Origin of the sequence: Parafannyhessea sp. LCP19S3_B1 (assembly GCF_052121955.1) — a bacterium.
Lineage (GTDB): Bacteria > Actinomycetota > Coriobacteriia > Coriobacteriales > Atopobiaceae > Parafannyhessea.
Genome location: NZ_JBQKDH010000019.1, coordinates 1 through 23,701, shown reverse-complemented (window position 1 = coordinate 23,701; position 23,701 = coordinate 1). Strand labels below are relative to the sequence as shown.

Genomic DNA, 23,701 nt, shown 5'->3' with positions numbered 1-23,701 from the left:
GCGCGAGCGCGTCCGGCGCGAAGGCGGGCGCGGACACCGGCGGCTCGGACGCGGACGCGTCTGGTTCCGGCGCCCCGGACGCGAGCGCGCCCGCCAAGGCGGAGGCCGCGCCCCAGGAGGACGCGACGCCGCTCGACACCGGCGCCGGCGCGAAGGTGACCACGTTTTCCGCGGGCGGCATCAGCGTGACGGCACCCGAGGGCTTCGCGTCCACGCCCACGTGCAGGCATCTGCAAGACGCGGTGGCCGCGTTCACCGCAAAGGGCTACCACCTGGGGTTTGCCATGGTGGACCTGAAGACGGGGCGCGGCGCCTCGTACAACGCAGACCAGAAGTTCTATCCCGCAAGCAGCATCAAGGCCGTGTACGTGACCGCGATCCTGGAGTCCACGCACGGCGGCGCCGCGGCGAGCGCGGGCGCCATCACCAAGTGCCTGGTTGACTCCGACAACGACGCGTTCCGCACGCTGCTGAAGACGTACGGCTACAACGTGTATGGCAGCTGGCTGCAGAGCCGCGCGCCCGAGGCGGCGCAGGAGGCCTACGGCTACAACTACCCGCACATATCTGCCGCGGGCATGCTGAACTGCTGGCGCGAGGTGTACCGCTTTGGAAAATCCGGCGAGGCGGGCGCCAGCCTCCTGACCGGCTGCCTTGCGCGCACCAACCACTCCGCGTGGGGCGCGCTCTTGCGCGACCGCTTTACGGTGTGGTCCAAGCCGGGCTGGTACCCCGTAAACGAGGGCCTGGCCTCCACGGCCACGGCCGACAACGGTATCGTGTTTTCCGACTGCGGCGACTACGCGGTCGCGGTGCTTTCCGACGCGCCCTCCGACTTTGGCTCCCTGTTGCCGGTGCTGGACGCGCTGAACGCCGCGCACGGCAAGATGTGCGGCGGCAGCTCCGCCCTGCGGCAAACGTCTGCGACCACGGTGGACTAGCGTTCGCCGCCCGCGCCGCCCGCGCCGGGCGAGAAGGACCGCCCCCCCTGCCCAGCGCCGTACCGGTCTCTAGCCGTCCAGCGCCTCGCCGCGCAGGATGCCCAGCCCGTGCGCGATGGGCCCGATCACGGCGGAGACGTTCTCTACCGCGGCCTTGGGGCTGCCGGGCAGGTTCACCACCAGCGTGCGCCCCACGATGCCCGCGACCTCGCGCGAGAGGCACGCCTTGGGCGTGATCGCAAGCGACGCCGCCCGCATGGCCTCCGGGATGCCCGGCGCCATGCGCTCGCACACGGCGGCCGTGGCCTCCGGCGTCACGTCGCGCGACGAGAACCCCGTGCCCCCGGTGGTCAGCACCAGCGCCACCCCGCGCGCGGCCGCGTCGCGCAGCTCCGCCTCTATCCGCTCGCGCTCGTCCGGCACCAGGCGCGTCGCCACCACGCGATACCCGTTGCGCTCCGCAAGCTCCACGAGCGCCGGTCCGCTCGCATCCGGCCGCTCGCCCCTAAACGAGCGGTCGCTCACGGTGATGACCTCCACCGAGAAGGGCTCGCCGCCGTGGCCCGCACCCTTGCGGCACGCGGCGTCCGCCCTGGCCGCGCCACCGGCGCCTGCGGCCCCGGCGACGCCGTCGGAGTCGTCCGCGGCGCCCCCGTCCAGCGACAGCTCGAACAGCACGGTGCTCGCGTCGCCAATGTCCTCGTAGTGCACGGGCATCACGCATGTCACGGAAAGCCCGCACCCCTTGTACAGCGCGATGGCGCCGACGTTGGTCTCCAGCGTGTCCAGGTGGAGCGCCCGCATGCCCGCCTGCCGGGCCAAGCGGGCGGCCGCGGCCACCATCTGGCCGCCCACGCCGTGCCCGCGAGCCGCGGGGTCCACCACCAGAAGGTGCAGCACCGCCACCTCGTCCGGCGCGGCCGGCACCCGCCACGGCACCCTTGCGTAGATCGGGTCCTCGCCCTTGGCCACCACCATGGCGGCAACGAGGGCGCCGCCCTGCTCGCCCACGTACAGCTCGCCCGCGGCAAGGCGCCCCTCCAGGTCCGACCTCGCGGGATACACCCCCATGTGCCAGTCCGGCCCCATGTCGCCCGGAACCTGCCGCGCGCACGACGCGGCGTACAGCCCCCACAGCGGCTCCAGGTCCCCCGCAGTCGCCCTCCTGACCTCAAGTGCCATCCCAGCCTCCCCTCGCTCGCAGGCCGCACGGCGGCGGCCAGCGACATGCTTGCCCACACGGCCGTCGCGCACCCCGCGCCGCCGTCCTTCTCGCCCACCATGCTACCCCGCCGCCCGGCGAACAACTTATTCAATTTCTGGTTCGAGGCATGCCGTATGCTATCCGCGGGATGCCCATTCTCGTGAGGACTTCGACCGGCACGCAGTCCATCGACGATATGCCGCGACATGTGTCATGCGAGAGGTGCTGACGAACGCACTCGTTCTCGCTAACTACTTTGGACGATTCGGTGTGATGTTCGTACAGAAATCAGGCCGGGAGCACCATATCCTTGAATTTGGAGCAATCGAACCAACCGTCTTCCACCCATCAGATATAGACGGCAAGACCTTCCCGCTAGTAATGGATGTTAAGTCGCTCGGGAGTAACAAAATCTATGGCGGAAATGTAGGTAGAAACGCCATTAATGTCAAGCTCAGCGGGCAAGTGACCCAACCGAGAGATTCTGCCGGCAACGATACCAACTAGTTTAATATCCAAGCGTTGCCACCTCCTCGAGGCGATTACCTACGTCTCCGCATCGTCATCTTCGAGGTCTTTTAGCCGGGAAATCGTCTACATGCCCGAAATCAACTCAGGTGCTATCGAACCCGTACAAGCGCGACCACGTTGTCATCCTCGCCCGCTCCACAAGGCGTCCCGCGGCAAAGCATGCCCCCCAGCCGCGCCTTTCGCCCGTTTCGCATATCCTCGCTAATGTTCCGACAGCACTACTCGAGCAACAACTCGAGATCGCCGTTGAAATCGCTTCAGGTACGCAGTCAAGCCACCGAAGCTCTAATACAGCATCCACAATTCCGCTATTTAAAGGCTAGTAAATGAGGTCGATTTTCTTGTCGGCACACAGGGATACCCAAGAATTCGACGGTTTTTGGTCGGTAATAATGTAGGAGATTCCATCCAAGTCCATCAACTTCAGGAGGGCGACCTTGTCGAACTTGGTGTGATCGGCCAGAATAGCAACCTCATTTGCCTGAGCCTCCATCACGCGCTTCACAACTGCCTCGCTCTCATAGGAGTCCATGACGCCACGGGAGATATCCAAGGCCTTGCAGCTTAGTATGGCTAGGTCAACGTGATACTTCCGTATTGTTTGTATGGCCGACTCCCCCTGAAACGAGAGGGACTTCCAATTGTAGGTACCCCCAGTGCAAATGAGGTTGTACGAGGGCTCGAAGCTGCCGTCGCAAATCTTAGACGAATTGGTTACCACAGTGAGACGACTGTCGTCGCCGACGGCCTTTAATGCTTCCAAAACAGTGGAACTGGCGTCCGCGATGATTGTCTCTCGCGACCGAATAACTTCCGCAGCCTTAAGCGCTATGCGGCCTTTTTCTTTTGCGTTGCTTAGCTGTCGACGCAGAAAATGCACACCGCCCATATCGATGCTGCCGTTCCAAATGGCTCCACCGTGAACACGCGTAATGCTGCCCTGGGATTCAAGCTTATCCAAATCTCGTCGCACAGTTTCTTCGGTAATTCCCCACTGTTCGCTGAGTTCCGCAACACTCACGCGATTCGCAGAATGGATTAGCTGTTTCATCTGCTCTTGGCGCTCTGATGCCTTCATCTTTCCAACCCCATATTGTTACAGGACTCTGTAAGGCTGAACCGACGCAATTTAAGACGTGACTGCTAGGGGCTTGGAATTATCCTGAAAATTAAAAGAGACGCTAGCGAAAACAAAGGTGATTCGCCGCACCCGCAAAGAACAACTCCATGATTCGCAACCCCTTGGCAGAGAATCGCGTCTGGTAACAATGCCTGTCATACATATCCCATGGTTTTGTTCCCATATTATTCCATAGTAAACAATCCATACGGTATACGGCATCCTGTTTGAGTCGGGTGGAGCCGGAGACAACTCCGACTCCACCCTCAGTAATTGGCAACCTGGCATAGGCTATAAGACTATATTCAGGCTTTCAACGAGAGTAGCTTCTACTGGCACCGCTCATGTATTTTTTCTTGTCCAACATGCCTTCCCCAAAGCTCACAATCACGTTCGTGGCGGCATCGCCAACTACGTTCATGGGCATAACAGCCATTCCGGGAAGGTAGTTCATGGCAAGAACGAGCGAGTAGCACGTCATGCACAGGGGAGTGTTTAATCCAACGCCAAGCATTACCACGTATACCAGGGTTGTACCCGCAGCTGGAATGGGAGGCGTTCCGAACGCGCACGACACCGAGATCAACGCCGCAACCACGAGCATGCTCGGAGTCATATCGATGCCCGCGGCAGTTGCGATGAAGGTCACCGCGATTATTTGCATGGCGGTGGTTCCGTTCATGTGAACGGTCATTCCGGTAGGCATAACAAAGCTTGTTATTTCTTCGGGACAGCCGAGCTCTTCCATGCACGTTTTCATGTTCAGAGGCAGCGTCGCTGCGGACGACTGGGTAGCCGCGCCAAACAATGCGATCTTGGCAGTCTTGCGAATGAACGGAATCGGGTTGAGTCGCGTAGTGAGGAGAATTCCAAGCGGATAGATGATGAAGAGAAGACCTATGCAACCCACGATGGTGGTCGCCATCCACACGAGAGTCGGGCGAATGTACTCGATTCCGTACAACGCGAGACCGCGAGTAATCATGCAGAAGATCGAAACGGGCGCGCAGCGGTTAATCACGAAGGTGAGGCACATGTTGATTATGTCGTTGAGGTTCTCCAGAACGTCCTTCAATGGCTTCACCTTATCGCCCATGCGTGACATGCAAATTCCAAGAACTATGGCCACGAAGCACACGGCCAAAATGGAGTTGTTCGAGGAAAACGCGGACAGCAGGTTGCTGGGCACAACGTCGATAATCGTAGAGAGCGGGTTATAGGAGTCAATGGTTGCAAGCTCGGTTGCCCGGCCATTCGGAAGCGTTACCGTAAACCCGCCCGCTGCCTTAACTGAGTACGCAATGGTCGCGGCGAGGGCGGCCGTTACCGCATAGAAGCACAGGAAGGTAATGATCGTCTTAATTGCAATGCTGCTGAGCTTCTTTGGATCGGTAAGGCTACAGAGAGCGAGCGACAAAGAAGTGAGCACCAGCGGAACGATGGCAACCTGCAGGGCATGCATGAACAGCTGGCCCACAATGTAGAAGAGTCCGATGCCGTTGACCCCCGCCTCCGAGGTAATGTCGACGAACAATAGACTGTTCAGGCTCTCCCACACTGGATTCGTATTGCCCAGCTGCATGCGCAGCGCCAAGCATCCTGCACCTGCAAGAAAGCCAAGTATTACCGCGATGAAAATCCTTCGAACTATGGAGTGCCCAGCCTTTTTATTCGAAGATTGTATCGATTTCTCCCGCGCATCCTCAGCCATTTTGTCGCTCATAGTTGCCTCCCCTCAGCCTTACCATCCGCACGATCGCACGCCCCCACCGCTAGAGCCGTGCCTACTTGTCCAGGTCCTCGGCCATCTCTCTCATAACCTGCTTGTCCTCTTCGGAAAGAACGATGTCCGCGGCAGGAGCGTTCTGGCGCACCTGCTCGGGCGAGGTTGCGCCGGTGAGGAGGTTAACGGTGTCGCCCTGGTTCATAATCCAGGCCAGGCAAAGCGTGGGAATGCTGCAGTTGTACTTCCGCGCAAGCGGCTTCCAGGCATCGAGCATGTCGATGACGCGCTCCATGTTGCCGGGCTGCCACCACTTCTTGTTGGCGCGCGCGTTACCGGGCTCGGGGCGGTAGTCCTTCGTAATGGTTCCGGTAAGAAGGCCCTGCTCAAGCGGCGAGTACGCCTGCATTGTGATCTTGTTCTCTTTGCACAGCGGAATAAGCTCGTCCTCCACGGCACGGTCGAGCACGCTGTACTTGCCCTGCACCAGGTCCAGCTCGCAGCAAGCCAGGTACTCCTTAATTTGGGGGATGCTTACGTTGGCGGCACCGATGGCGCGAATCTTGCCCTCGCTCTTGAGCTTGTTAAGCTCGGCAACCGTTTCGCTAATGGGCGTGTAGTACGGCTCGACGGAGGGCCAGTGCGTCATGTACAGGTCGATGTAGTCGGTACCAAGGCGCTCGAGCGACTCCTCGACCTCAAGGCGGACCGATTCGGGCGTGAGGTTCTTGTACAGCTGGCGGTCGCCCACCTTGTTCCAAACCGTGCCTTTGCGGTTCCACACCACGCCGCACTTGGTGACCAGGATCACCTTGGAGCGATCCAGCTTCTTCAGGGCCTTGCCAACGATGCGCTCGCTGTTGCCGAAGTTGTAACCAGGAGCGGTGTCGATCATGTTGATGCCGGCGTCAACTGCGGCAACAATGGTGTCGACCGCCTTGTCCTCGTCGGGGCCTCCGCTCCAGGCGGGGCCGCCGCCAATTGCCCACGTTCCCAAGCCCATCTTCGAGACCTGAATGCCCGAGCTTCCAAGTTCCATGTAGCGCATGGTATCCATCCTTACTTAGTTTACTGATTGATATAGATGCTATAGAGAAGCCCCCTGGGCCAGGACATTTGCACTCTTGTGCATATGAAAACGCTTGGCCCAGGGGGCTAGAGAAGTTAGGCGTACTGCTGCTTGTAGCGTGCAAGCTGGCGGTCAAACAAATCCCTGCTCTTCACGCCCGTAGTCGCGCCGATACTTGTGATGGCCAGCGAGGCGGCGACGTTTCCGTACTCGCCGCACTCGACCAAAGACTTGCCTTCCAGAAGTCCCGTGATGAAGCCGGAGGCAAAGTTGTCGCCCGCGCCGATGGTGTCCACGGCGATGATGCCCTTCATGGCGGGGACGATGACCTTCTGGCCGTCCTGCCCCTTGATGAACACTCCCTGCTTGCCGATCTTTATCACGACATGCTTCACGCCGTACGACAGGATTTTGTCGGCAACGCACTCGATATCGTCCTCCCCCGTCATAAGGCGAGCCTCATCGCAGTTGGGGAAGAAGTAGTCCACGTACGACAGGGCCTCGGCAATGTCGTCGAAGGTCTCGCCAAGGCGGGGCTTGATCATGTCGGCCGTTATTACCATGCCGGCCGACTTTGCCGCCTTGAAGATCCTCACGAGGGCATCGTTGTTCAGGCGAGGGTTGTTGAAGAAGCTCGCCAGCGAAAGAAGCCTTCCACGGGCAATGAGCCCCAGATCAACGTCCTCAATACCCATCTTCCAAAGACTGCCGTTGCGGTTCGTGACGAAGGTCCTCTCGCCATCGGCCGTAACGAGGCCCACGTTGATGGAGGTATTGACTCCCTCGCGCAGTTTCATGCCCTGGGTGTCGATTCCTTCCTTGCGGCAATGATCAAGAATGAAATCGCCCACGACGTCCTTGCCGACCATGCTCATGAGACCGACCTTGTGCCCAAGCCGGCTGATGATGGTCGACTCATTGATGGCATCGCCGCCGATGGACATGCTTATTTGCTCAAGGGGATAGGACTCGTTGTCGAAGATGTCCTTGCTCACGGGCTGAAGGGGAACGTCCACGATTGCTGCGCCTACGCACACCACGTCCAGAGGCCTATTGGCGCTTTGCGCAGCGGACGCGTCGGGACAACCCTGGGTTGCGTTGGTAGACATGGCAACCTACCTAAGGTCTGCCTTGTCGGCATCACCGAACAGCTCGATCTTGTACAGGGCGCGCTCCTTGACCGCCTGACGAACAGCACGCTCGAGCTCCAGGAACGACTTGTCGGTGTTCTTCTGGATTGCGCCCATGGCGGCATCGCACAGCTCGGTGTGAATGTTGATCTTCGCGATGCCCAGGGAAATGGCGGTCTTGATGTCCTCGTCGCCAATGCCGGAGGCACCGTGCAGAACCAGGGGAACGCTTACGGCGTCACGGCACTTCTCAACAACCTCGAAGTTGAGCTTGGGGGTGGCGGAGTAGTGGCCGTGGACGTTGCCAATTGCGACGGCAAGCGAGTCGCAGCCGGTGCGCTCGACGAACTCTGCAGCCTTGGAGGGATCGGTGTAGGCATAGGCGGCAAGGGCCTCCTCGTACACCGTCTCGTTACCCACGTGACCAAGCTCGGCCTCCACGGGCACTCCCAGAGGATGGAAGTAATCGACGGCGGTCTTGATTTCCTTCACGTTGTCCTCGAAGGGCAGGGCCGAGGCGTCGCGCATGACGGAGTTCATGCCGTGGGTATAGGCGTTCTTGATGATGTCCATGCTGCGGCCGTGGTCCCAGTGGGTAATAACGGGCACCTTGGCGTTCTTTGCCATGGAGACCATCATCCAGCAGAAGTCCTCGAACGAGGTGTTACCCACGAAGCCCGTGCCGAACGAGATGATAACGGGGGCATTGTCCTCCTCCGCAGCGTCGATAACGCCCATTAGCATCTCGGCGTTCCAAACGTTGAAGTGCGGAATTGCAAACTGACCGTCCTTGGCCTTGTTCTCCCAGTACTTGATGTTGGCAAGCATGACTACTCCCTTCACTTCGAGGCGCCAGTAGGGCTCCTCAACGATTAATAGATAAGAGTTTTATGCGAACTACTCGCAGCCCGGAGTTCCGGCGACCTTCACGACGCCCTTTACCATGTCGACCTTCTTCTGCGGGTCGATGGCATCAGTGAACGCCTGCTGCACGTCCTTATAGTCGTAAACGTTGGTGACCATGTCCTTCACGTTGAACTTGCCCGTGGCGATTGCCTCGATGGTGCGGGGGTAGTCGTTGCAGTAACGGAAGGAGGTTTGAATGGTGACCTCGCGATTGATCTTGAGGAAGTCGATGGGCACGGGCTTGCTCTGCGTTCCGACCATCATGATCTTTCCGCCGCGGGCAACTATTTGCACCGCCTGCTGTGCGAGGAAGCCGGAACCACCGCACTCGAATACGAGGTCAACGCCGTGGTCGCCGAACTTCTCGTCGGAACGCAGGTACTTTACGGTATCCACTTCCTTGCCGTTGATGGCCTCCTTGGCTCCGAGCTTCTTTGCCAGCTCGAGCTTCGAGGGAATGACGTCCACGACGGTAATGTCGGTGGCGCCAAGGCTGCGGCAGGCCTGGAGGGTCATGAGGCCGATGGTGCCACAGCCAAGAATTACGATGTGGCTTCCCAGGGAAGCGCCACCCAGGATGGCCGCGTGCATGCCGACGGCAGCGGGCTCAACGAGTGCGGCCTCCACCATGCTCATGCCCTCGGGAACGGGGTACACCCAGTCCTCGGGGTGCGTCATGTACTGGCACAGGGCGCCGCGGTAGTTGGGCTGGGTAGCCATGAAGTCCACGTCGGGGCAAATGTTGTACCTGCCGGTGCGGCAATACTCGCATGAACTGTCGGGCACGCCGGGCTCTACCAGCACCTTGTCGCCGGGCTTGAACTTGGTTACATCCTTGCCCACCTTAACGACCTCGCCGGAAACCTCGTGGCCGAGGCCAATCTCCTGGTTGGGGTCTTTGGGAGGGATGAAGGGGCCGAACTCGAACCCGTGGATGTCGGAGCCGCACATTCCAACATAGCTGACCTTGATCAGCACCTCTTTGGGACCGGGCTCGGGAACGGGCGCTTCTTTTATCTCAAAGTGCTTGGGGGTAACCAGAATGGCTTTGGAGTTCTTCATTTCTCTACTCCTTTGTGAACGTGTGAGTTGTGATGCAGAGCAGGTGTTTCATAAGTGACGGGGAGCCGCCGACGCCGGTTCCAAGACGCCGGCGACCCAGGGAGGAGGAACGCAAAGTTGCGTGGTGGTGTGGTGCGAAGGGACTGTTACACGTTGCCGATTGCCTCGACGGACTCGCCGCGAGTCTCCACGCCGAAGGCACCAACGCAAACCGCGATGATAATTGCCACGGCGGCCAGAAGCATGAACACGTAGCTCGAGCTTTGGGCGGCAAGTGCGGTAACAAGGAACGGGAAGAACACGTTGCTCACACGGCCCATTGCGTTGCAGAAGCCAGAGCCAGAGAGCTTTGCGGAAGTGGGCCACATCTCGGGCACATACACCGCCGACGCGTAGCAAACGTACATGTAAATGATCGTGTTCATGATGAACGTGAGGACGATGAGGCCGACCATATTCACAAGGCCCATCGAGGTGAGGAAGCCAATAAGGACTCCGAACACCGCCATGCCAACGAGGAGGAACATGCCCATCTTCTTGCGCGGCACCTTGTCCATGATGAGAGAAGCGATGAAGATGCCGAAGGGTGCGCCAAACAGGCCAAACACGGTCATGAACTGGGACTGCGAGGTGTCGTAGCCAAGGCCGTTCATAAGGGTGGGCATCCATGTCATGAGCGTGTACTGAATCGTGTTCATGCCAATGAGGACGAGCGAACCGACGATGGTACGACGCAGCAGCTTGCCGTGGAACAGAGCCGAATAAGGAAGACGCTTAACCTCCGCAGGGGGCTCGGTAACGGGAGGCAGGGGCTTGCCGGTGGACGCCTCGATCTCCTTCTCAATCTTCGTAACGATGGCGTCGGCCTCTTCCACGCGACCCTGCGACTCAAGCCAACGCGGGGACTCGGGGAACTTCTTCCAAACCATGATGGTGGCAACGATGGAAAGGACCGAAGGAATCATGAACTCAACGCGCCAGTTCATGCTCATGGCCATGCCCGAGCCCATCAGCAGAAGGGCGATGAGGTTGCAAATGGGGTGAGCCCAGTTGCCGATGAACGACGTGCGGCTGGACCAGGTTCCGCGGTTGCGGCTTGGCACGTACTCGGTGAAGCCGGCAAACAGAACCACCAGCAGAGCACCGAGGCCAAATCCCTGGGCAAGCCTAAAGAAGTACAGCACGTACACGTTGGGAGCAAGTGCGGCGCCAATCATTACCGCGATGTGGATGCACTCGTACAGGATGATCGACTTCTTACGGCCAATCTTGTCGCCGATGGGGCCGCCGACCAAAGCGCCGAACAGCTGGCCAATGGTGTAGGTGGTTCCCCACAACGCCAGGAGGGTGCTACCCTTCTCGAGCCAGTGGACCTCGTTCAGCAGGATGTTTTGGACGGCGCCGCTAATGCCGTTCGACCAGCACACCAGCAACGCGAAAGCGGTGATGAGCCACATTTTCACGTGCCACTTCGAATCGGGCAGCCGGTCAAGCCTGGCACCAATGTTGGCGCCCTTGGTATTGTCCATGTTCGCTTCCTCTCGGTGTTTCTTCTCGCACTCGTTATTTCGTTAGGACCGCGTTGCGTCGGCCAGCTCAGAATCGACCTCCGACTGCATTACGCCCCAAGCCTTTTCGATGTTTGGATTCTTGTTCCAAAGGGCAGGCGGGCCCAGGACCACCACGTCAGCACCCGCCTCGTACAGCGGACGATAAACGTCCTTGTTCATAGAGCCGTCTGCCTCGATGAGAAAGTCCAGATGCATGCTCTTGCGCCACTCCACGAGGGTGCGAATCTTGTCGTATACCTGCGGAATTACCTTTTGGCCGGCATACCCGGCGTCCACGATCATCAAGGTGACCTTCGATAAGAGCGGCAGGTAGTAACGAATCGTCTCCAGCGAGGTGGCCGGGTTAAGCGCGACGCCCGCCTTGCATCCCAGGGAAAGGATCTTGTTGAAGGTAACGAACGCATCGCTCTCGATGCAGTCGGTGTGAGGGGTTATGTATGTTGCACCAGCCTTGGCGCAGTCCTCGATAATCCACTGCGGATGCTTAACCATGAGGTGCGCGTCCATAGGAGTCTTCACGTGCGGCTTGAGCGCAGCCATGAAGTCGGGACCGATGCTGTAGGTCTTTACGTAGTTGCCATCTTTGATATCGATGTGCAAAAAGTCGGCTCGTTCGTCGATGTAGGACACCTGATGGGCGAAATCGAACAGGTCGCAGCAGCCCATCGACGGTGCAAGCAGGAGCTTGTGATCCATAGGGGCCATCTTCCCTTCTTCCAAAGAGGCTGGCTCCTCGCGCGGGAGCCAGCCGGTACCGATGCTCCTGCTTACTCGAAGTCGTAGTCGTCGGGGTAGTCCGCCTCGCCGTAGGCCTTCTCGTCCTTGTCGGGCTCGTCGTAGTGGAAGATGCACTTAACCGCGGACTTGTTGGCCATCGCGGTGAAGCCCTCCTTCCACTGGGAGAGACCGAGACGGTGGGTAATCATGGGCTGGACGTTTATCGCACCGGAGGCGAGCAAACGGATGCACTCGCGCCAAGAGGTGGAGTCGTAGGCCTGGTGGCCAATGATGCTCTTGTTCCACTCGGTGATGTTGTTGATCGAGAACTCAAGCGGCTTGAAGCCCATGCCCACGCGCACGACCTCGCCGTTCGGGCGCAGCATCTCGAGGGACTGCTTAAGGGCGATGTTGGCGCCGGAGCACTCCACTACCAGTCCAAGGTTGTCACGGCCGCAAATCTCGGTGCAACGCTTAACGACGTCCTCGGTGGAGCCGTTGACGCAGTGAGTTGCACCGACCTCGCGGGCAATCGGGAACCTGGTTTCAACGTCGTCCTGAAGACCAACCATCACGATGTTGACGGCGCCCATGATGCGAGCTACCTGCACGGCAAACAGGCCCAGTGGGCCAGTGCCAAACACGACGACGTCCTGGCCAGGCAGGAAGCTGGACTGCTGCGCGATTGCCTTGTAGGAGTTGGCAATCGGGTCAAGCACGGCGGCCTCTTCGTACTTCACGCCATCGGGAATCTCCCAAATGGCATGGGGATGCAGCTTGAGGATGCCGCCGGGGATCTTCGCATACTTGGTGAAGCCACCGGTACCACCGAAGGCCTGGTAGTTGTTGTCCAGGCCAAGGCCGGTCTTGTGCTCGCACAGCATGAAGTCGCCGCGCTCGCAAGCGGGGCACTTTCCGCAGGCCTTGCCGGCGTTGTCGGACACCACGCGCTGGCCGACCTTCCAATCGGTCACGTTCTCGCCAACCTTAACGATTACGCCGGCGAACTCGTGCCCACGAATGGAGTTGAGCGTCTTCGAGGTGTTCTTTCCCTCCAAATCCGCATACCAGTGCTTCATGTCGGCTCCGCAAATAGCAGCAGCCTTCAGGCGAATGATCACGTCGTCGGGGCCACACTCGGGAACCGGCATGTCTATGTAGTGATAACCGCCGAACTCGCCATTGTCGCAGTACCTAGTAAGTGCCTTCATGACTTCCCCTCCAATAACACCGTTGACCTTTCCCCGGACACCCAATCATCACTGCGAATCGACGCAGTATCTTGGAGAGCGGCCGAATTTGTGCGTTTATCTAAACTGCCATTCGGCCTCTCTTGCCCGAGCCTTCCTTGCACACCCTTTTTATACAAGAGTATTTCTGTGTTTCAAAGATTTCTTCTGTGTTTACGTCATTTATATCTGCGAACGGCAGATTTTCCTACCGAAACGGTCAAAGTTGGCATTCGGAACCCACTGTTGTAACCGACACGCTGTTGCCAGAAAAATCAACGTCCTCCAACAAACCCCATAACCTGTTGTTGAATTTCGGTGCCGCCATCAATTGAACTGAAAAAGTCGGACAGCAGCGAGCGCGACAATACCGGTCGTTCCGGCAGTCGGGTATCGAATCTTCCGATGGTCACTCGAATATAGCTACTTATCCTGGAAACAGTGCGCACCTGGCAGACTATTTGAACTAGAGAGGAACGCCGCCAGTGCGGGGCGCAAACGTTCAGCGGAGAAGGCGAGGGGTCGCCAAGATAGTTGCAAATTCCGAAAAGATATGGTCTCTAGACCACCTTTTACCAGCTCGCGTTACTCTGCCGGCCCGCACAGACGTAAGTTCACGCCGACTACTTTGGGCGAACCGGCGTGGTGCTCGTGCGGAAGCCGGACCGCATCATCGCATCCAATCCAGGCACGCTCAGAATCGCGGTGGATGAGGTTGAGGCGGGCGGAGTTTCCGATCCCCGCAACGAGATGCTGCTCTCGATGTTCAGCCTGCTCAACATTGGCGAGCGGGCCGGCAGCGGGTACGACACGCTGCGCGAGGGCACGTACAGCGCCGGTAAGCCTGACCCTCTGCTCGAGGAGCTCTGGGAGCCGGACCGGGTGCGCCTGACCCTTGAGCTCGAGACGAGCGGTCTTGCCGACTTCCGCCTACCGGGCATGGGCGGTGAGTCCTCCTCGCTCGTGACGAAGGTCGAGCCACCAAGGAGTGACCAAGTCCAGTGACCAAGTGATCAAGCCGACAAGCTCCTGGCCGTCATGGATGGGAAAGAGATGTCTGTTGTCGAGATGATGCAGAGGCTTGGACTAGAGCACCGCACATACTTCAGGCGAAATTACCTCGACCCCGCCCTCGAAAAGGGGCTCATCGAGAGGACCATACCCGACAAGCCAACCAGCAGCAAGCAGAAGTACCGAAAGGTGAAGCAATATCGGGAATGGATGGTATGGGCGGGAAGCCCACCGACCCCCTCCATAACCCAATGCTGTACGGACGCGCTTTGAAGCAGCTGAAGAAGCCCTTCTCGCCCGTCGATGCGCTGGGCGAGAAGGGCCATGGCCTACGGTCGCCACGCAGGCGGGACGCTACGCAAACGGGCAGTGCGGGAACGTGCACGGGTCGCAGCCCAGGCAGAGCCCGCCCTCGCCCATGGCCACGAAGTCGCGCTTCGCGAGCGGCACGCCCGCCACCAGGCGCGGCAGCGCGAGGTCGAACACGGTCGCCTTGTTGTACATGACGCACCCCGGCAGCCCCACCACGGGCACGGGGCGCGCGTCCCTCTTACCCGCGGCGTCCTGCGGCGCGGCTGCGGCCTTTCTCGCGGCGCCATCCGGGTCGAAGTAACCCACCAGCAGCATGGCCCCCGGCAGCACCGGCGCGCCGTACGTGACGATGCGCGCGCCGGCGCGCCTGATGGCGCCGGGCGTGTTGTCGTCCGGGTCCACGCTCATGCCGCCCGTGCACAGCACCATGTCCACCCCGGCGGCGCGGGCCTCGCCAATGGCGGCCACCACGTCTTCCATCGCGTCGCCCGGCGTGGCGCGCCACGTGACGGCGACGCCGTAGCGCGCGAGCTTGCGCTCCACCACGGGGGTGAAGCGGTCCTGGATCAGCCCGCTCTTGACCTCCGAGCCCGTGGCGATCACGGCGGCGGTGCGCATGACGTACGGCGCCACGCGCATGAGCGGCCCGTGCGCGGAGACGTCCGCCGCGGCCTCGGCCCGGGCCACGACCCGCCCGTCTATCACGAGCGGGATCACGCGGGTTCCGGCGAGGGCGTCGCCGGCGCGCACGCCAAAGTTGCCGCGGCGCGTGGCCACCATCACCTGGTCCACGGAGTTCACGGCCGCAAGGCGCTCGGAATCCACCAGGAACACGCCGTCGTGGGCGGCGCTTATGCCGATCTTGCCCTCGCGCGGCTCGCCCGAGGCCACGCAGCCCTCGCCCAGGCACAGCGCCGCCATGCGGCGCGCGGCCTCGTCCTCGTGCAGCCAGCCCGGGCGCCTCTGCCACACGTACAGGTGCGCCTTGCCCATGCTCAAAAGCACCGGCACGTCCTCGGCCGTCACCACGTGGCCCTTGCGAAAGCGCGCGCCCTTGTAGCGCGGCAGCTCGTTGCCGTTGGCGTCCGTGCCGCCGGGCAGAATCTGCGTCATGTCGTGGCACAGCACGTGCCCCACGGCGTCCTGGGTCGCAACCAGTTTCATTCCGGACTCGCTCACGCAAGCTCACCCTCTTCCATCACGCGCACCGCATCGCCGGCGCGCACACTGCCGCCGCGCGCCACCACGCAGAATATGCCGTCCGTGGGCATGACGCACATGCCCGTGAGGCGGCGTATCTCGCAGTCGTTGTGGCACGTCTTGCCGATCTGCGTCACCACCAGGCGGCACTCCCCCACCGCAAGCACGCTCCCCACGGGAAGCTCGCGCAGGACGAGACCCTCCGTCAGGATGTTCTCCGCAAAGTCGCCGGCCGCAAGGTCGAGCCCGCGCTCGCGCATGCGGTCCACGCTCTCGTTGGGAAGCAGGCTCACCTGCCGGTGCCACGCGCCGGCGTGGGCGTCGCCCACGATCCCCACGCCCACGCGCAGCTCAAGCGCGTCCACCGGGTGCTTGCGCGTACCCTTGCGCTCGCTCACGCTCGTGGCGATCACGCGCCCGGCGCCGCCCCGCGGCCCCACGCCGCCCTTCAGTTCCTCGCTACCCCGCATCAGCCTTCCTCCCGAACGAAGTGCCCCGACTTGCCGCCGTCCTTCTCCATTAGGCGCACGCGGTCTATCACCATGTCGCGCTGGTGCGCCTTGCACATGTCGTAGATGGTGAGGCCCGCGACGCTGGCCGCCGTGAGCGCCTCCATCTCTACCCCGGTCTCGCCGCAGCAGCGGCACGTGGCCGTGATCGCTATGCCGTCCTCCTCTAGTGAGAAGGACACGTCCACGCCCGTGAGCTGCACGGGGTGGCACATGGGCACCAGCTCCCACGTGCGCTTTGCCGCCATGATGCCGGCGACCTGCGCCACGGCGAGCACGTCGCCCTTGCGCACGCCGCCCGTGCGCACGAGCTCCAGGGTGTCCGGCCTCATGAGGACCTTGCCGGCCGCCGTTGCGGTGCGCTGGGTGCGGGGCTTCTGGGAAACATCCACCATGCGGGCGCGGCCCTGCTCGTTGAAGTGCGTGAACGCCATGCTCAGCCTCCTATCTGACTCATGGCACGCGGCGTCTGGCTCGCGTGCTCCATGTCCATGTGGTGCCTGCCGGGCTTTTCCGCGATGCCGCGCGCCACGGCCCGCACCAGCTCCTCCCCGGAAAGCCCGCGGAGGTCCACTTCCTGCGCGGAGTGCAGGCACGGCTTGAGCTTGCCGTCCGCCGTGACGCGTATGCGGTTGCACTGGCCGCAGAACCTGTGCGTCATGGGCCGGATCAGCCCCACCGTGCCGCGCCAGCCCGGCGCGCGGTAGAGCTGCGCCACGCCGGGGGCGGTCGCGTCCGCGGGCACGAGCTCCGGCACGGCCGCGAGCACGGCGTCCGCCGGAAGGAAGCGCTCGCGCGGCCACGCGGCGCACGCACCCATGGGCATGAGCTCTATGAAGCGGACGCAGAGGTCGCTTCCGCGCGCGAGCTCCGCAAGCGGGCGCAGCTCGTACTGGTTGATGCCGCCCAGCAGCACGCAGTTGACCTTCGTGCCGGAAAAGCCCGCCTCGCGCGCGGCCGCAAGCCCGGCAAGCGCGTCCTCCAGCGTGCCCGTGCGCGTGATCTTGCGGTAGCGCGCGGCGTCCAGCGTGTCCAGGCTCACGTTCAGCCGCGTGAGGCCCGCCGCCCGCAGGTCTGCCGCCACGGGCGCCAGCAGCGTGGCGTTGGTGGTCATGTCCACCTCCTCCACGCCGGGGACGTCCGCCACCATGCGCACCAGGTCCACGATTCCGCGGCGCACCAGGGGCTCGCCGCCCGTAAGGCGCACCTTGCGCACGCCCAGGCTCGCCGCGGCGGCCACGATCTCTTGCATCTGCTCGAACGTGAGCACGTCCTCGTGGCGCAGGCGCGGCACGCCGCACGCCGGCATGCAGTACACGCAGCGGCAGTTGCAGAGGTCCGTAACGCTCAGCCGCAGGTAGGTGACGTCTCGTCCAAACGCGTCATGCATGGCCTCCCCCTCCTTTCGCACATCCTTCGCACAGCGGCATCACGCGCTCCGGCGTGATGCCAAACGTCACGCGCGTGGCGCCCCCAAGCGCTGCCCACGCGTCCTTCTCGCACTCGTAGCGCAGCAGCGCGCCGCCGGGCGTCCGCGCCATCACGATGGTGCTGAACGTGCCGTCGATCACGCGCTCCACCACGCACGGGATGCGGTTGGCGCCGGGAGCGGGGCGCGGGGCCGCATCCGTGGGCGCGGCCGTCAGGTAGTGCGCGCGGATGCCGACGTGCGTCACGCGCGCATCCGGCGCGTCCGCGCACGCAAGCGTCACGCCCCAGTCGTCGCAGGCCAGCAGGCGATCGCCCACCACGCGTGCGCGGCTCACGTTCTTGCAGCCGCTTATGAGCGCCGCCGCCACGGTGCGCGGGCGGGCAAACAGCTCGTGCACGCTCACGAGCGGCTCGGTCTGGCCACGGTCGATCACGCACACGTCCTGCGCCAGGCGGTGCACCTCGTCACGGTCGTGCGTCACCAGCACGGCTCCGCCCGAAAACGCGCGGAGCTCGTCCACAAGCTCAAGCTCCAGCTGCCAGCGCAGGTAGCCGTCGAGCGCGCTGAACGGCTCGTCCAGAAGGATGAGCTCCGGATCGCTCGCCAGGATGCGCGCCATCGCGACGCGCTGCCGCTGCCCGCCGGAAAGCTGCGCCGGCCGCAGGCGCTCCATGCCGTCCAGGCGCATGGCGCAAAGCTCGCGGCGCGCACGCTCGCGGCGCTCGGCGCGGCCGCCCTCGCGCACGCCGGCCATCACGTTGTGCAGCACGTCCATGGTGGGAAACAGCGCGCTGTCCTGAAACAGGTAGCCCACGTGCCGACGCTGCGGCGGCAGGTCTACGCCGGCGTCGCTGTCAAACAGCGTGCGGCCGTTAAGCACGATGCGCCCCTCGTCCGGGCGCATGACGCCGGCGATGCACTTGAGCGTGACGGACTTGCCGCAGCCGGACGGCCCCAGAAGCGCCATCACGCGGTCCGCGCGCTCCACGTCGAAGCTCGCGTCCAGCGTGAACGCGGCCAGGCGCTTGCGTATGCGCACGCAGAGGCTCATAGCGTACCGCCTTCCGCAACGACGGCCTCTGCGGCAACGGCCTCTGCCGCGCTGCCCGCGGGCGAGAAGGACGCGGCCCCGTGCCCGCCGGCCGCACGCCCCTGCACCACGTTGAGCGCCACGAGCACGACGCAGCTGATCGCGAGGTTCACGAGCACCCACGCGAGCGCGCCCGCGTTGTCGCCCGTGCGCCACAGCTGGTACACCGTGGTCGAGACCGTCGCCGTGGAGCCGGGCATGTAGCCGCACACCATGGACGTGGCGCCGTACTCGCCCAGCGCCCGCGCGAACGCGAGCACCGCGCCCGCCACGATGCCCTGCCGGCAGCACGGCATCTTGACGCGCCAGAACACCCACGCGTTGGAGCGGCCCAGCGTGCGGGCCGCGTCTGCCAGCGTCTGGTCGAACGACTCGAACGCGCCGCGCGCAGTGCGGTACATCAGCGGGAAGCTCACCACCACCGTCGCGAACACGGCCGCGTACCACACCATGGTCAGGCGCGCGCCCAGCGCGGAAAGCGCCCACGCGCCCAGGGGCCGCCGCGGACCCAGAAGCATCAGCAGCAGGAAGCCCACCACGGTGGGTGGCAGCACCAGGGGAAGCGTCAGCACCACGTCCGCAAGGCCGCGCACCACGCGCGGCGCGCGCGACACCACATTCGCGAGGGCTATGCCCAGGAGGAACACCACCACGGTCGAGATGGCGGCCACCCTGAGCGAGTTTGCCAGGGGAAAGAGGTCCATGTCCTTCTCACCTAGGCCTTGGCGAGCGCGGTGAAGCCCGCGTCCTCGAAGCGCCCCGCGGCGGCCCCGGTCTGCAGGAAGTCCACGAACTCGACGGCGAGGGCGTGCTCCGGCGCCGCCTTGACCGCGGCCACGGGGTAGGCCACGCGGCCGCACATGGCGTCCGTCGCGGCGTCCACCTGCGCAAGCGACTCCGCCTTCGCGTCCGTCGCGTACACCACGCCGCAGTCCACGCTCGCCTCGCGCACCTGCGCCGCGACCTCCTTCACGTTGCTGCCGTAGCTTATGCAGCCCGCCTGCGCGAGGGCAGCCTCGTCCAGGCCGTAGTGGGCCAGGATCCTCTGCGTGTACTGGCCCACCGGCACATCCGCGTTGCCCATGGCCAGAAGCACCTGGTGCGCGGCGAGCGCCTTTGCAAGGCCGTCGAAGCTCTTGACGTCCTTGGGGTTGCCCTTGGGCACGCAGAGCACCACCTTGTTCTGCAGCAGGTCCACGCGGGTGGCGTGGTCTACCATGCCGGCACCCTCCTGGCCGTCGAGTCCGCCGTCCAGCTGGTCCATCTGCTTTTCTGCGGCGGAGAAGAACACGTCTGCCTTTGCCCCCTCCGCGATCTGGGTGCAGAGGGTGCCGGAGGAGTCGAAGTTGAACTTTACCGTGACGCCCTTGTGCTTGCGCTCGAAGAGGCGCCCGATCTGCTGCAGCGACTCTGTGAGCGACGCCGCGGCAAACACGGTGAGTGTGCGCGTCTTGCCGCTGGCCGCCGCCTTGCTGGGTCCGCTTGCGGACGAGTCCGCGCCGTCGCGTCCGGCGCTGCCCGCGCCCGCGCTCCCGCACGCGGCGAGCGCCGCCGTTGCCGCCAGGGCGGCCGCGCCGCCCAAGAGCTGGCGCCGCGTGAGGGCGCCGCCCTTCTCGACCATGTGGTGCATGTGTCCTCCTTGGTGTGGTGCCTGCCAATGCGCCCCGTGGCGCAAAAAGGTGCCCATGTGGTGCCTGTGGGCGTTCGCCCCGGCCGCGGCCGGGGACGTTCTCAAACAAATTATACGTTTGCCTTACAAACTTTTATCTGACGCGCGTGACGAATCGGCGTGCGGTCGCTGCTCCGGCGGGCGCAGCTCCGCGCGGCAGCGGATCATCTGCGCCGCGATGGATATCGCGATCTCCGCCGGCGTCACGGCCAGGATGTCCTCGCCTATGGGCAGGTGCACGGACTCCAGCCACGCCTCGTCCACGCCGCGCTCGCGCAGGGTCTTGCGCGCAAACGCCGCCTTGCCGCGGCTGCCTATGCAGCCCACGTACGCGGGGCGCGCGGCCGCCACCTGCTGCAGCACGTCTATGTCCCACGCGTGGCCGTGCGTCGTCACCACCACGTAGTCCGCGCCGCCCACGCGTATGCCCATGCCCGCGATGTCGCGCAGGTCGCCGCAGAGCACGCGCTCCGCCGCTGGAAAGTCCGCCGGCACGGCCACGCCGGGGCGGTCGTCGGCCACCACCACGCGAAACCCCACGTTCGCAAGGACGCCCGTGAGCGCGCGGCCCACGTGGCCGCCGCCAAACACGTAGCACACCGGGTCCGGTCCGGCCGGCTCAACGTACGTGCGGGAGCCCTCCTCCCATACGGCCGCCTGGCCGGCAAGCGCCCGCGCCTCCGCGGAGCCGGCCGCAAGCTCGTCCGCGCCCAGAAGCTCCACGGTCACGTCCGAAGGGTCGCGCCACGCCTCGCACAGCACGAAGCGCTCGCCCGCGCGAAGCCTGCGCAGCAGCTCTGTCAGAAGCGCCGCCCTCCCGGGCTGCCACGCCGTCACGCCCACCAGGGCGTCGCCGCCGCACGCCATGCCGGTCTTCGCGTGCGTCATCCACTCCAGGCTCGCCGACGCCGCGCCGGAAAGCACGTCGCGGCAGCGCCGCTGCATCTGCAGCTCGAGGCGGCCGCCGCCCACGGTGCCCAGCCACGTGCCGTCCTGCAGAAGCGCCATGCGCGCCGTGGCGTGGCGCGGCATGGAGCCGCGGGTGGCAAGCACCGTGGCCAGGGCAAACGGACGCCCGGCAGAGAGCTCCGCCAGAAGCCGGCCCACAAGCCCCTGGTCGCGCAGGGTGTCATGAGAGTCTTGCATGTCCTTCTCCTTGTTCATGCCGTCGCGTCGTCTTGCCGCGCCGGCGCCAACCGGGCGCCGTGGCCGCGCGGGCCCCTAGCGCAGCGCGATGCGGGCGCCGCCCGCCGCGCCGGCCTCGCCCACGCGCCCCACCAAGCGGGCGTCGGGCACGCGGCCGTCTGCCAGCAGGTCCGCCAGAAGCGCGTCCGCGTCCGCCGCGGCGACGCTTATGAGCAGCCCGCCAGAGGTCTCGGGGCAGAACAGCAGGTCCTGCACGTCGCGCGGGACATCGCCCACGTCCACCGAAGACTCAGCAAAGTGACGGTTGCGGTACATCCCCGCAGGCAGGATGCCCAGGCGCGCAAGCTCGCGCACGCGGAGCGAAAGCAGCGCCGGCGCGGCGGCGTCAAGCTCCAGCGAAACGTTCGCGCCCTGCGCCATCTCGAGCGCGTGGCCCAAGAGGCCAAAGCCCGTCACGTCCGTGGCAGCGTGCACGTCGTGCGCCACCATCACGTCGCGCGCGTAGCGGTTAAGGCGCATCATCTGGGCCTCAGCCGCGGCGACGTCTGCCGGCGCGGCGAGCCCGGCCTTCGCGGCCGTCGTGATCACGCCCACGCCCAGCGCCTTCGTCAGCACCAGCGCGTCGCCGGGGCGCGCGCCGCTGTTGGTGAGCATGCGCGCCGGGTTCACGAAGCCCGTCACGGCAAGGCCGTACTTGGGCTCGCGGTCGTATATGCTGTGGCCGCCCACGATGGAGGCGCCGGCCTCGTACACCTTCTCGTAGCCGCCGCGCAGGATCTGGTGCACCACGTCCGCCGGCATGTCCTCCGGCACGGCCATCACGTTCAGGGCGACCTTGGGCTCGCCGCCCATGGCGTACACGTCCGAAAGCGCGTTCGCCGCGGCGATGGCCCCGTACGTGTACGGGTCGTCCGCGATGGGCGGGAAGAAGTCCACGGTCTGCACCAGGGCGACGTCGTCCGTCACGCGATACACGGCCGCGTCGTCCGACTTGTCAAACCCCACCAGCAGGTTGGGGTCGCGCCGCACCCGGATGTCGCTCAGCAGGCGCGCCAGCTCGCCGGCGCCCACCTTCGCCCCGCAGCCCGCGCACTCCGCAAGCTTCGTGAGCTTCACGTCCTCGCCCGCGGGCGCGGGGGCCGCGCCCTTCTCGCCCTGCCGGGCCGTTGCGTCGTCTGCCATCGCTATCCCTCCAGCCTGTGCGAGAAGTGCAGAAGCGCCTCCAGCACGCCGCCGCCTATCGCGCGCGCCTTGTCGGAGCACGTGTTGCAGTGGCCCGGCGCGCAGCGCGGGTCGATGTCGCCGGACTTCATGCCGCGCGTGACGGGGCAGCCCTCCTGCAGAAGGCCGCGGAGCACCCCCGGGATCGTGGCCAGAAGCGGCTCGCCGGCAACCGTCGCCACCAGGTCGCCCTTGCGCACCACGTCGCCGATCTTCAGCACGGGCTCGAACGCGCCGTCCGCCGGCGCGCGCAGCACGCGCTCGCGCGAATAGCCGCCTATGTTTCCCGGCACGCCCGTGTTGGGTATGGGAGAGCCGTCGTATATGACGCGGCCCAGGTAGTGGCCGCGCTTTGTCTCTATGGCGGCGTGGCAGTCGCAGCCGGCCGCCGTGCCTGCCCTAAATCCCGGCCCCACGCCTATCACCACGGGCGCCATGTCACGCGTGGTGCCCAGGTTGCGCTTCGTGATGATCGCGTCCACCACGCACTCCGGGCGCAGCCGCGCGATGGAGGCACCGTCAGGGTCCACGAGCACGGCGACCGTGCCCGCGCGCGCCACGCGGGCCGCCTCTTCCGCGTCCGCGCACAGCACGCCGCGCACGTCCTCCACCGTGGCCTCGCCCAGGCGGATGGCCTCGCTAAAGCACACGGTGCGCCGCACCGCGGTGGGCACGGCCACGTCCAGCATCACCACGTCCGCGCCGCTGCGGCGCAGCCTCACGGCGATCCCGGAGGCAAGGTCCCCCGCGCCGCGTATCACTACCAGCATCTTTCCTCCTCCGTTCGCCCCCCGCTCGCAGCGCGCGGCCATGCGGCGCGCAGGCCGGGCGGCGCGAAAGCCATGTGTCCCTCGCGCGCCCGCTACAGCTCCAGCTCGTACGTGCCCGCGCACGTTACGCCGGGCGCC

22 protein-coding genes and 1 pseudogene are annotated in these 23,701 nt (G+C 64.1%); 3 read left to right on the top strand and 20 right to left on the bottom strand.

Annotated features, from left to right (window positions below; translation table 11 throughout):
* A partial coding sequence (locus ACTQWE_RS09810) for a serine hydrolase (protein ID WP_441921668.1) occupies positions 1-941 on the top strand: 941 nt, incomplete at its 5' end.
* A gap of 69 nt (positions 942-1,010) precedes the next feature.
* Here ACTQWE_RS09810 and ACTQWE_RS09805 read toward each other — a convergent pair.
* The 10 genes from ACTQWE_RS09805 to ACTQWE_RS09760 form a co-directional block, all read right to left on the bottom strand.
* On the bottom strand, positions 1,011-2,123 hold the full coding sequence (locus tag ACTQWE_RS09805) for a GNAT family N-acetyltransferase (protein ID WP_441857074.1): 1,113 nt from the start codon (positions 2,121-2,123) through the stop codon (positions 1,011-1,013).
* An 872-nt stretch (positions 2,124-2,995) separates the two neighbouring features.
* Positions 2,996-3,754 (bottom strand): DeoR/GlpR family DNA-binding transcription regulator, encoded by a 759-nt coding sequence (locus ACTQWE_RS09800; protein ID WP_170103032.1) that lies wholly within the window; start codon positions 3,752-3,754, stop codon positions 2,996-2,998.
* Positions 3,755-4,109: 355 nt separating this feature from the next.
* On the bottom strand, positions 4,110-5,519 hold the full coding sequence (locus tag ACTQWE_RS09795) for a dicarboxylate/amino acid:cation symporter (RefSeq protein ID WP_441857076.1): 1,410 nt from the start codon (positions 5,517-5,519) through the stop codon (positions 4,110-4,112).
* A 61-nt stretch (positions 5,520-5,580) separates the two neighbouring features.
* Complete coding sequence (gene ydjG / locus ACTQWE_RS09790) at positions 5,581-6,567, bottom strand: NADH-dependent methylglyoxal reductase (protein ID WP_170103031.1); 987 nt, start codon at positions 6,565-6,567, stop codon at positions 5,581-5,583.
* Positions 6,568-6,683: 116 nt separating this feature from the next.
* Complete coding sequence (locus ACTQWE_RS09785) at positions 6,684-7,697, bottom strand: carbohydrate kinase family protein (RefSeq protein ID WP_439793888.1); 1,014 nt, start codon at positions 7,695-7,697, stop codon at positions 6,684-6,686.
* Positions 7,698-7,703: 6 nt separating this feature from the next.
* On the bottom strand, positions 7,704-8,546 hold the full coding sequence (locus ACTQWE_RS09780; protein ID WP_170103029.1) for a class II fructose-bisphosphate aldolase: 843 nt from the start codon (positions 8,544-8,546) through the stop codon (positions 7,704-7,706).
* Positions 8,547-8,615: 69 nt separating this feature from the next.
* Complete coding sequence (locus ACTQWE_RS09775) at positions 8,616-9,686, bottom strand: NAD(P)-dependent alcohol dehydrogenase (protein ID WP_170103028.1); 1,071 nt, start codon at positions 9,684-9,686, stop codon at positions 8,616-8,618.
* 146 nt (positions 9,687-9,832) lie between these two features.
* A complete protein-coding gene (locus ACTQWE_RS09770) occupies positions 9,833-11,215 on the bottom strand; it encodes an MFS transporter (protein WP_170103027.1) in 1,383 nt (460 codons plus the stop codon).
* A gap of 42 nt (positions 11,216-11,257) precedes the next feature.
* On the bottom strand, positions 11,258-11,953 hold the full coding sequence (locus tag ACTQWE_RS09765; RefSeq protein ID WP_441857077.1) for a hypothetical protein: 696 nt from the start codon (positions 11,951-11,953) through the stop codon (positions 11,258-11,260).
* 71 nt (positions 11,954-12,024) lie between these two features.
* On the bottom strand, positions 12,025-13,185 hold the full coding sequence (locus ACTQWE_RS09760) for a zinc-binding dehydrogenase (RefSeq protein ID WP_170103025.1): 1,161 nt from the start codon (positions 13,183-13,185) through the stop codon (positions 12,025-12,027).
* Between the two features lie 660 nt (positions 13,186-13,845).
* Between ACTQWE_RS09760 and ACTQWE_RS09755 the strand changes: the two genes are divergently transcribed.
* Positions 13,846-14,208 carry an ATP-binding protein gene (locus ACTQWE_RS09755; RefSeq protein ID WP_441921666.1) on the top strand — a complete coding sequence of 121 codons (363 nt, stop codon included), beginning with the start codon at positions 13,846-13,848 and terminating at the stop codon, positions 14,206-14,208.
* A gap of 18 nt (positions 14,209-14,226) precedes the next feature.
* Positions 14,227-14,487 (top strand): annotated as a pseudogene (locus ACTQWE_RS09750) (Fic family protein); the annotation flags it as partial.
* A gap of 81 nt (positions 14,488-14,568) precedes the next feature.
* Here ACTQWE_RS09750 and ACTQWE_RS09745 read toward each other — a convergent pair.
* The 10 genes from ACTQWE_RS09745 to yqeB all read right to left on the bottom strand — a co-directional run bounded on the left by ACTQWE_RS09745 (position 14,569) and on the right by yqeB (position 23,563).
* Positions 14,569-15,690 (bottom strand): molybdopterin-binding protein, encoded by a 1,122-nt coding sequence (locus tag ACTQWE_RS09745; protein ID WP_441857078.1) that lies wholly within the window; start codon positions 15,688-15,690, stop codon positions 14,569-14,571.
* Positions 15,691-15,701: 11 nt separating this feature from the next.
* On the bottom strand, positions 15,702-16,196 hold the full coding sequence (locus tag ACTQWE_RS09740) for an MOSC domain-containing protein (RefSeq protein ID WP_441857079.1): 495 nt from the start codon (positions 16,194-16,196) through the stop codon (positions 15,702-15,704).
* Positions 16,196-16,669: a cyclic pyranopterin monophosphate synthase MoaC gene (gene moaC / locus ACTQWE_RS09735; protein WP_441857080.1), complete on the bottom strand. Its 474-nt coding sequence runs from the start codon at positions 16,667-16,669 to the stop codon at positions 16,196-16,198. Before moaC ends, ACTQWE_RS09740 begins: the two co-directional genes overlap by 1 nt.
* 2 nt (positions 16,670-16,671) lie before the next feature.
* Entirely contained in the window at positions 16,672-17,625 is a 954-nt protein-coding gene (gene moaA / locus ACTQWE_RS09730) for a GTP 3',8-cyclase MoaA (protein ID WP_441857081.1), read from the bottom strand.
* Positions 17,618-18,718 (bottom strand): sulfate/molybdate ABC transporter ATP-binding protein, encoded by a 1,101-nt coding sequence (locus ACTQWE_RS09725; protein ID WP_441857082.1) that lies wholly within the window; start codon positions 18,716-18,718, stop codon positions 17,618-17,620. The genes moaA and ACTQWE_RS09725 overlap by 8 nt, the downstream gene beginning before the upstream one ends.
* Positions 18,715-19,461 carry a molybdate ABC transporter permease subunit gene (gene modB / locus ACTQWE_RS09720; RefSeq protein WP_441857083.1) on the bottom strand — a complete coding sequence of 249 codons (747 nt, stop codon included), beginning with the start codon at positions 19,459-19,461 and terminating at the stop codon, positions 18,715-18,717. The genes ACTQWE_RS09725 and modB overlap by 4 nt, the downstream gene beginning before the upstream one ends.
* An 11-nt stretch (positions 19,462-19,472) precedes the next feature.
* Complete coding sequence (gene modA / locus ACTQWE_RS09715; protein WP_441857084.1) at positions 19,473-20,387, bottom strand: molybdate ABC transporter substrate-binding protein; 915 nt, start codon at positions 20,385-20,387, stop codon at positions 19,473-19,475.
* A gap of 123 nt (positions 20,388-20,510) precedes the next feature.
* On the bottom strand, positions 20,511-21,572 hold the full coding sequence (locus ACTQWE_RS09710) for an XdhC family protein (RefSeq protein ID WP_441857085.1): 1,062 nt from the start codon (positions 21,570-21,572) through the stop codon (positions 20,511-20,513).
* Positions 21,573-21,647: 75 nt separating this feature from the next.
* Entirely contained in the window at positions 21,648-22,754 is a 1,107-nt protein-coding gene (gene selD / locus ACTQWE_RS09705) for a selenide, water dikinase SelD (protein ID WP_441857263.1), read from the bottom strand.
* A 2-nt stretch (positions 22,755-22,756) separates the two neighbouring features.
* The gene (gene yqeB, locus ACTQWE_RS09700; RefSeq protein ID WP_441857261.1) at positions 22,757-23,563 is read right to left on the bottom strand and encodes a selenium-dependent molybdenum cofactor biosynthesis protein YqeB; all 807 of its coding nucleotides are present in this window, start codon (positions 23,561-23,563) and stop codon (positions 22,757-22,759) included.
* Positions 23,564-23,701 lie beyond the last annotated feature (138 nt).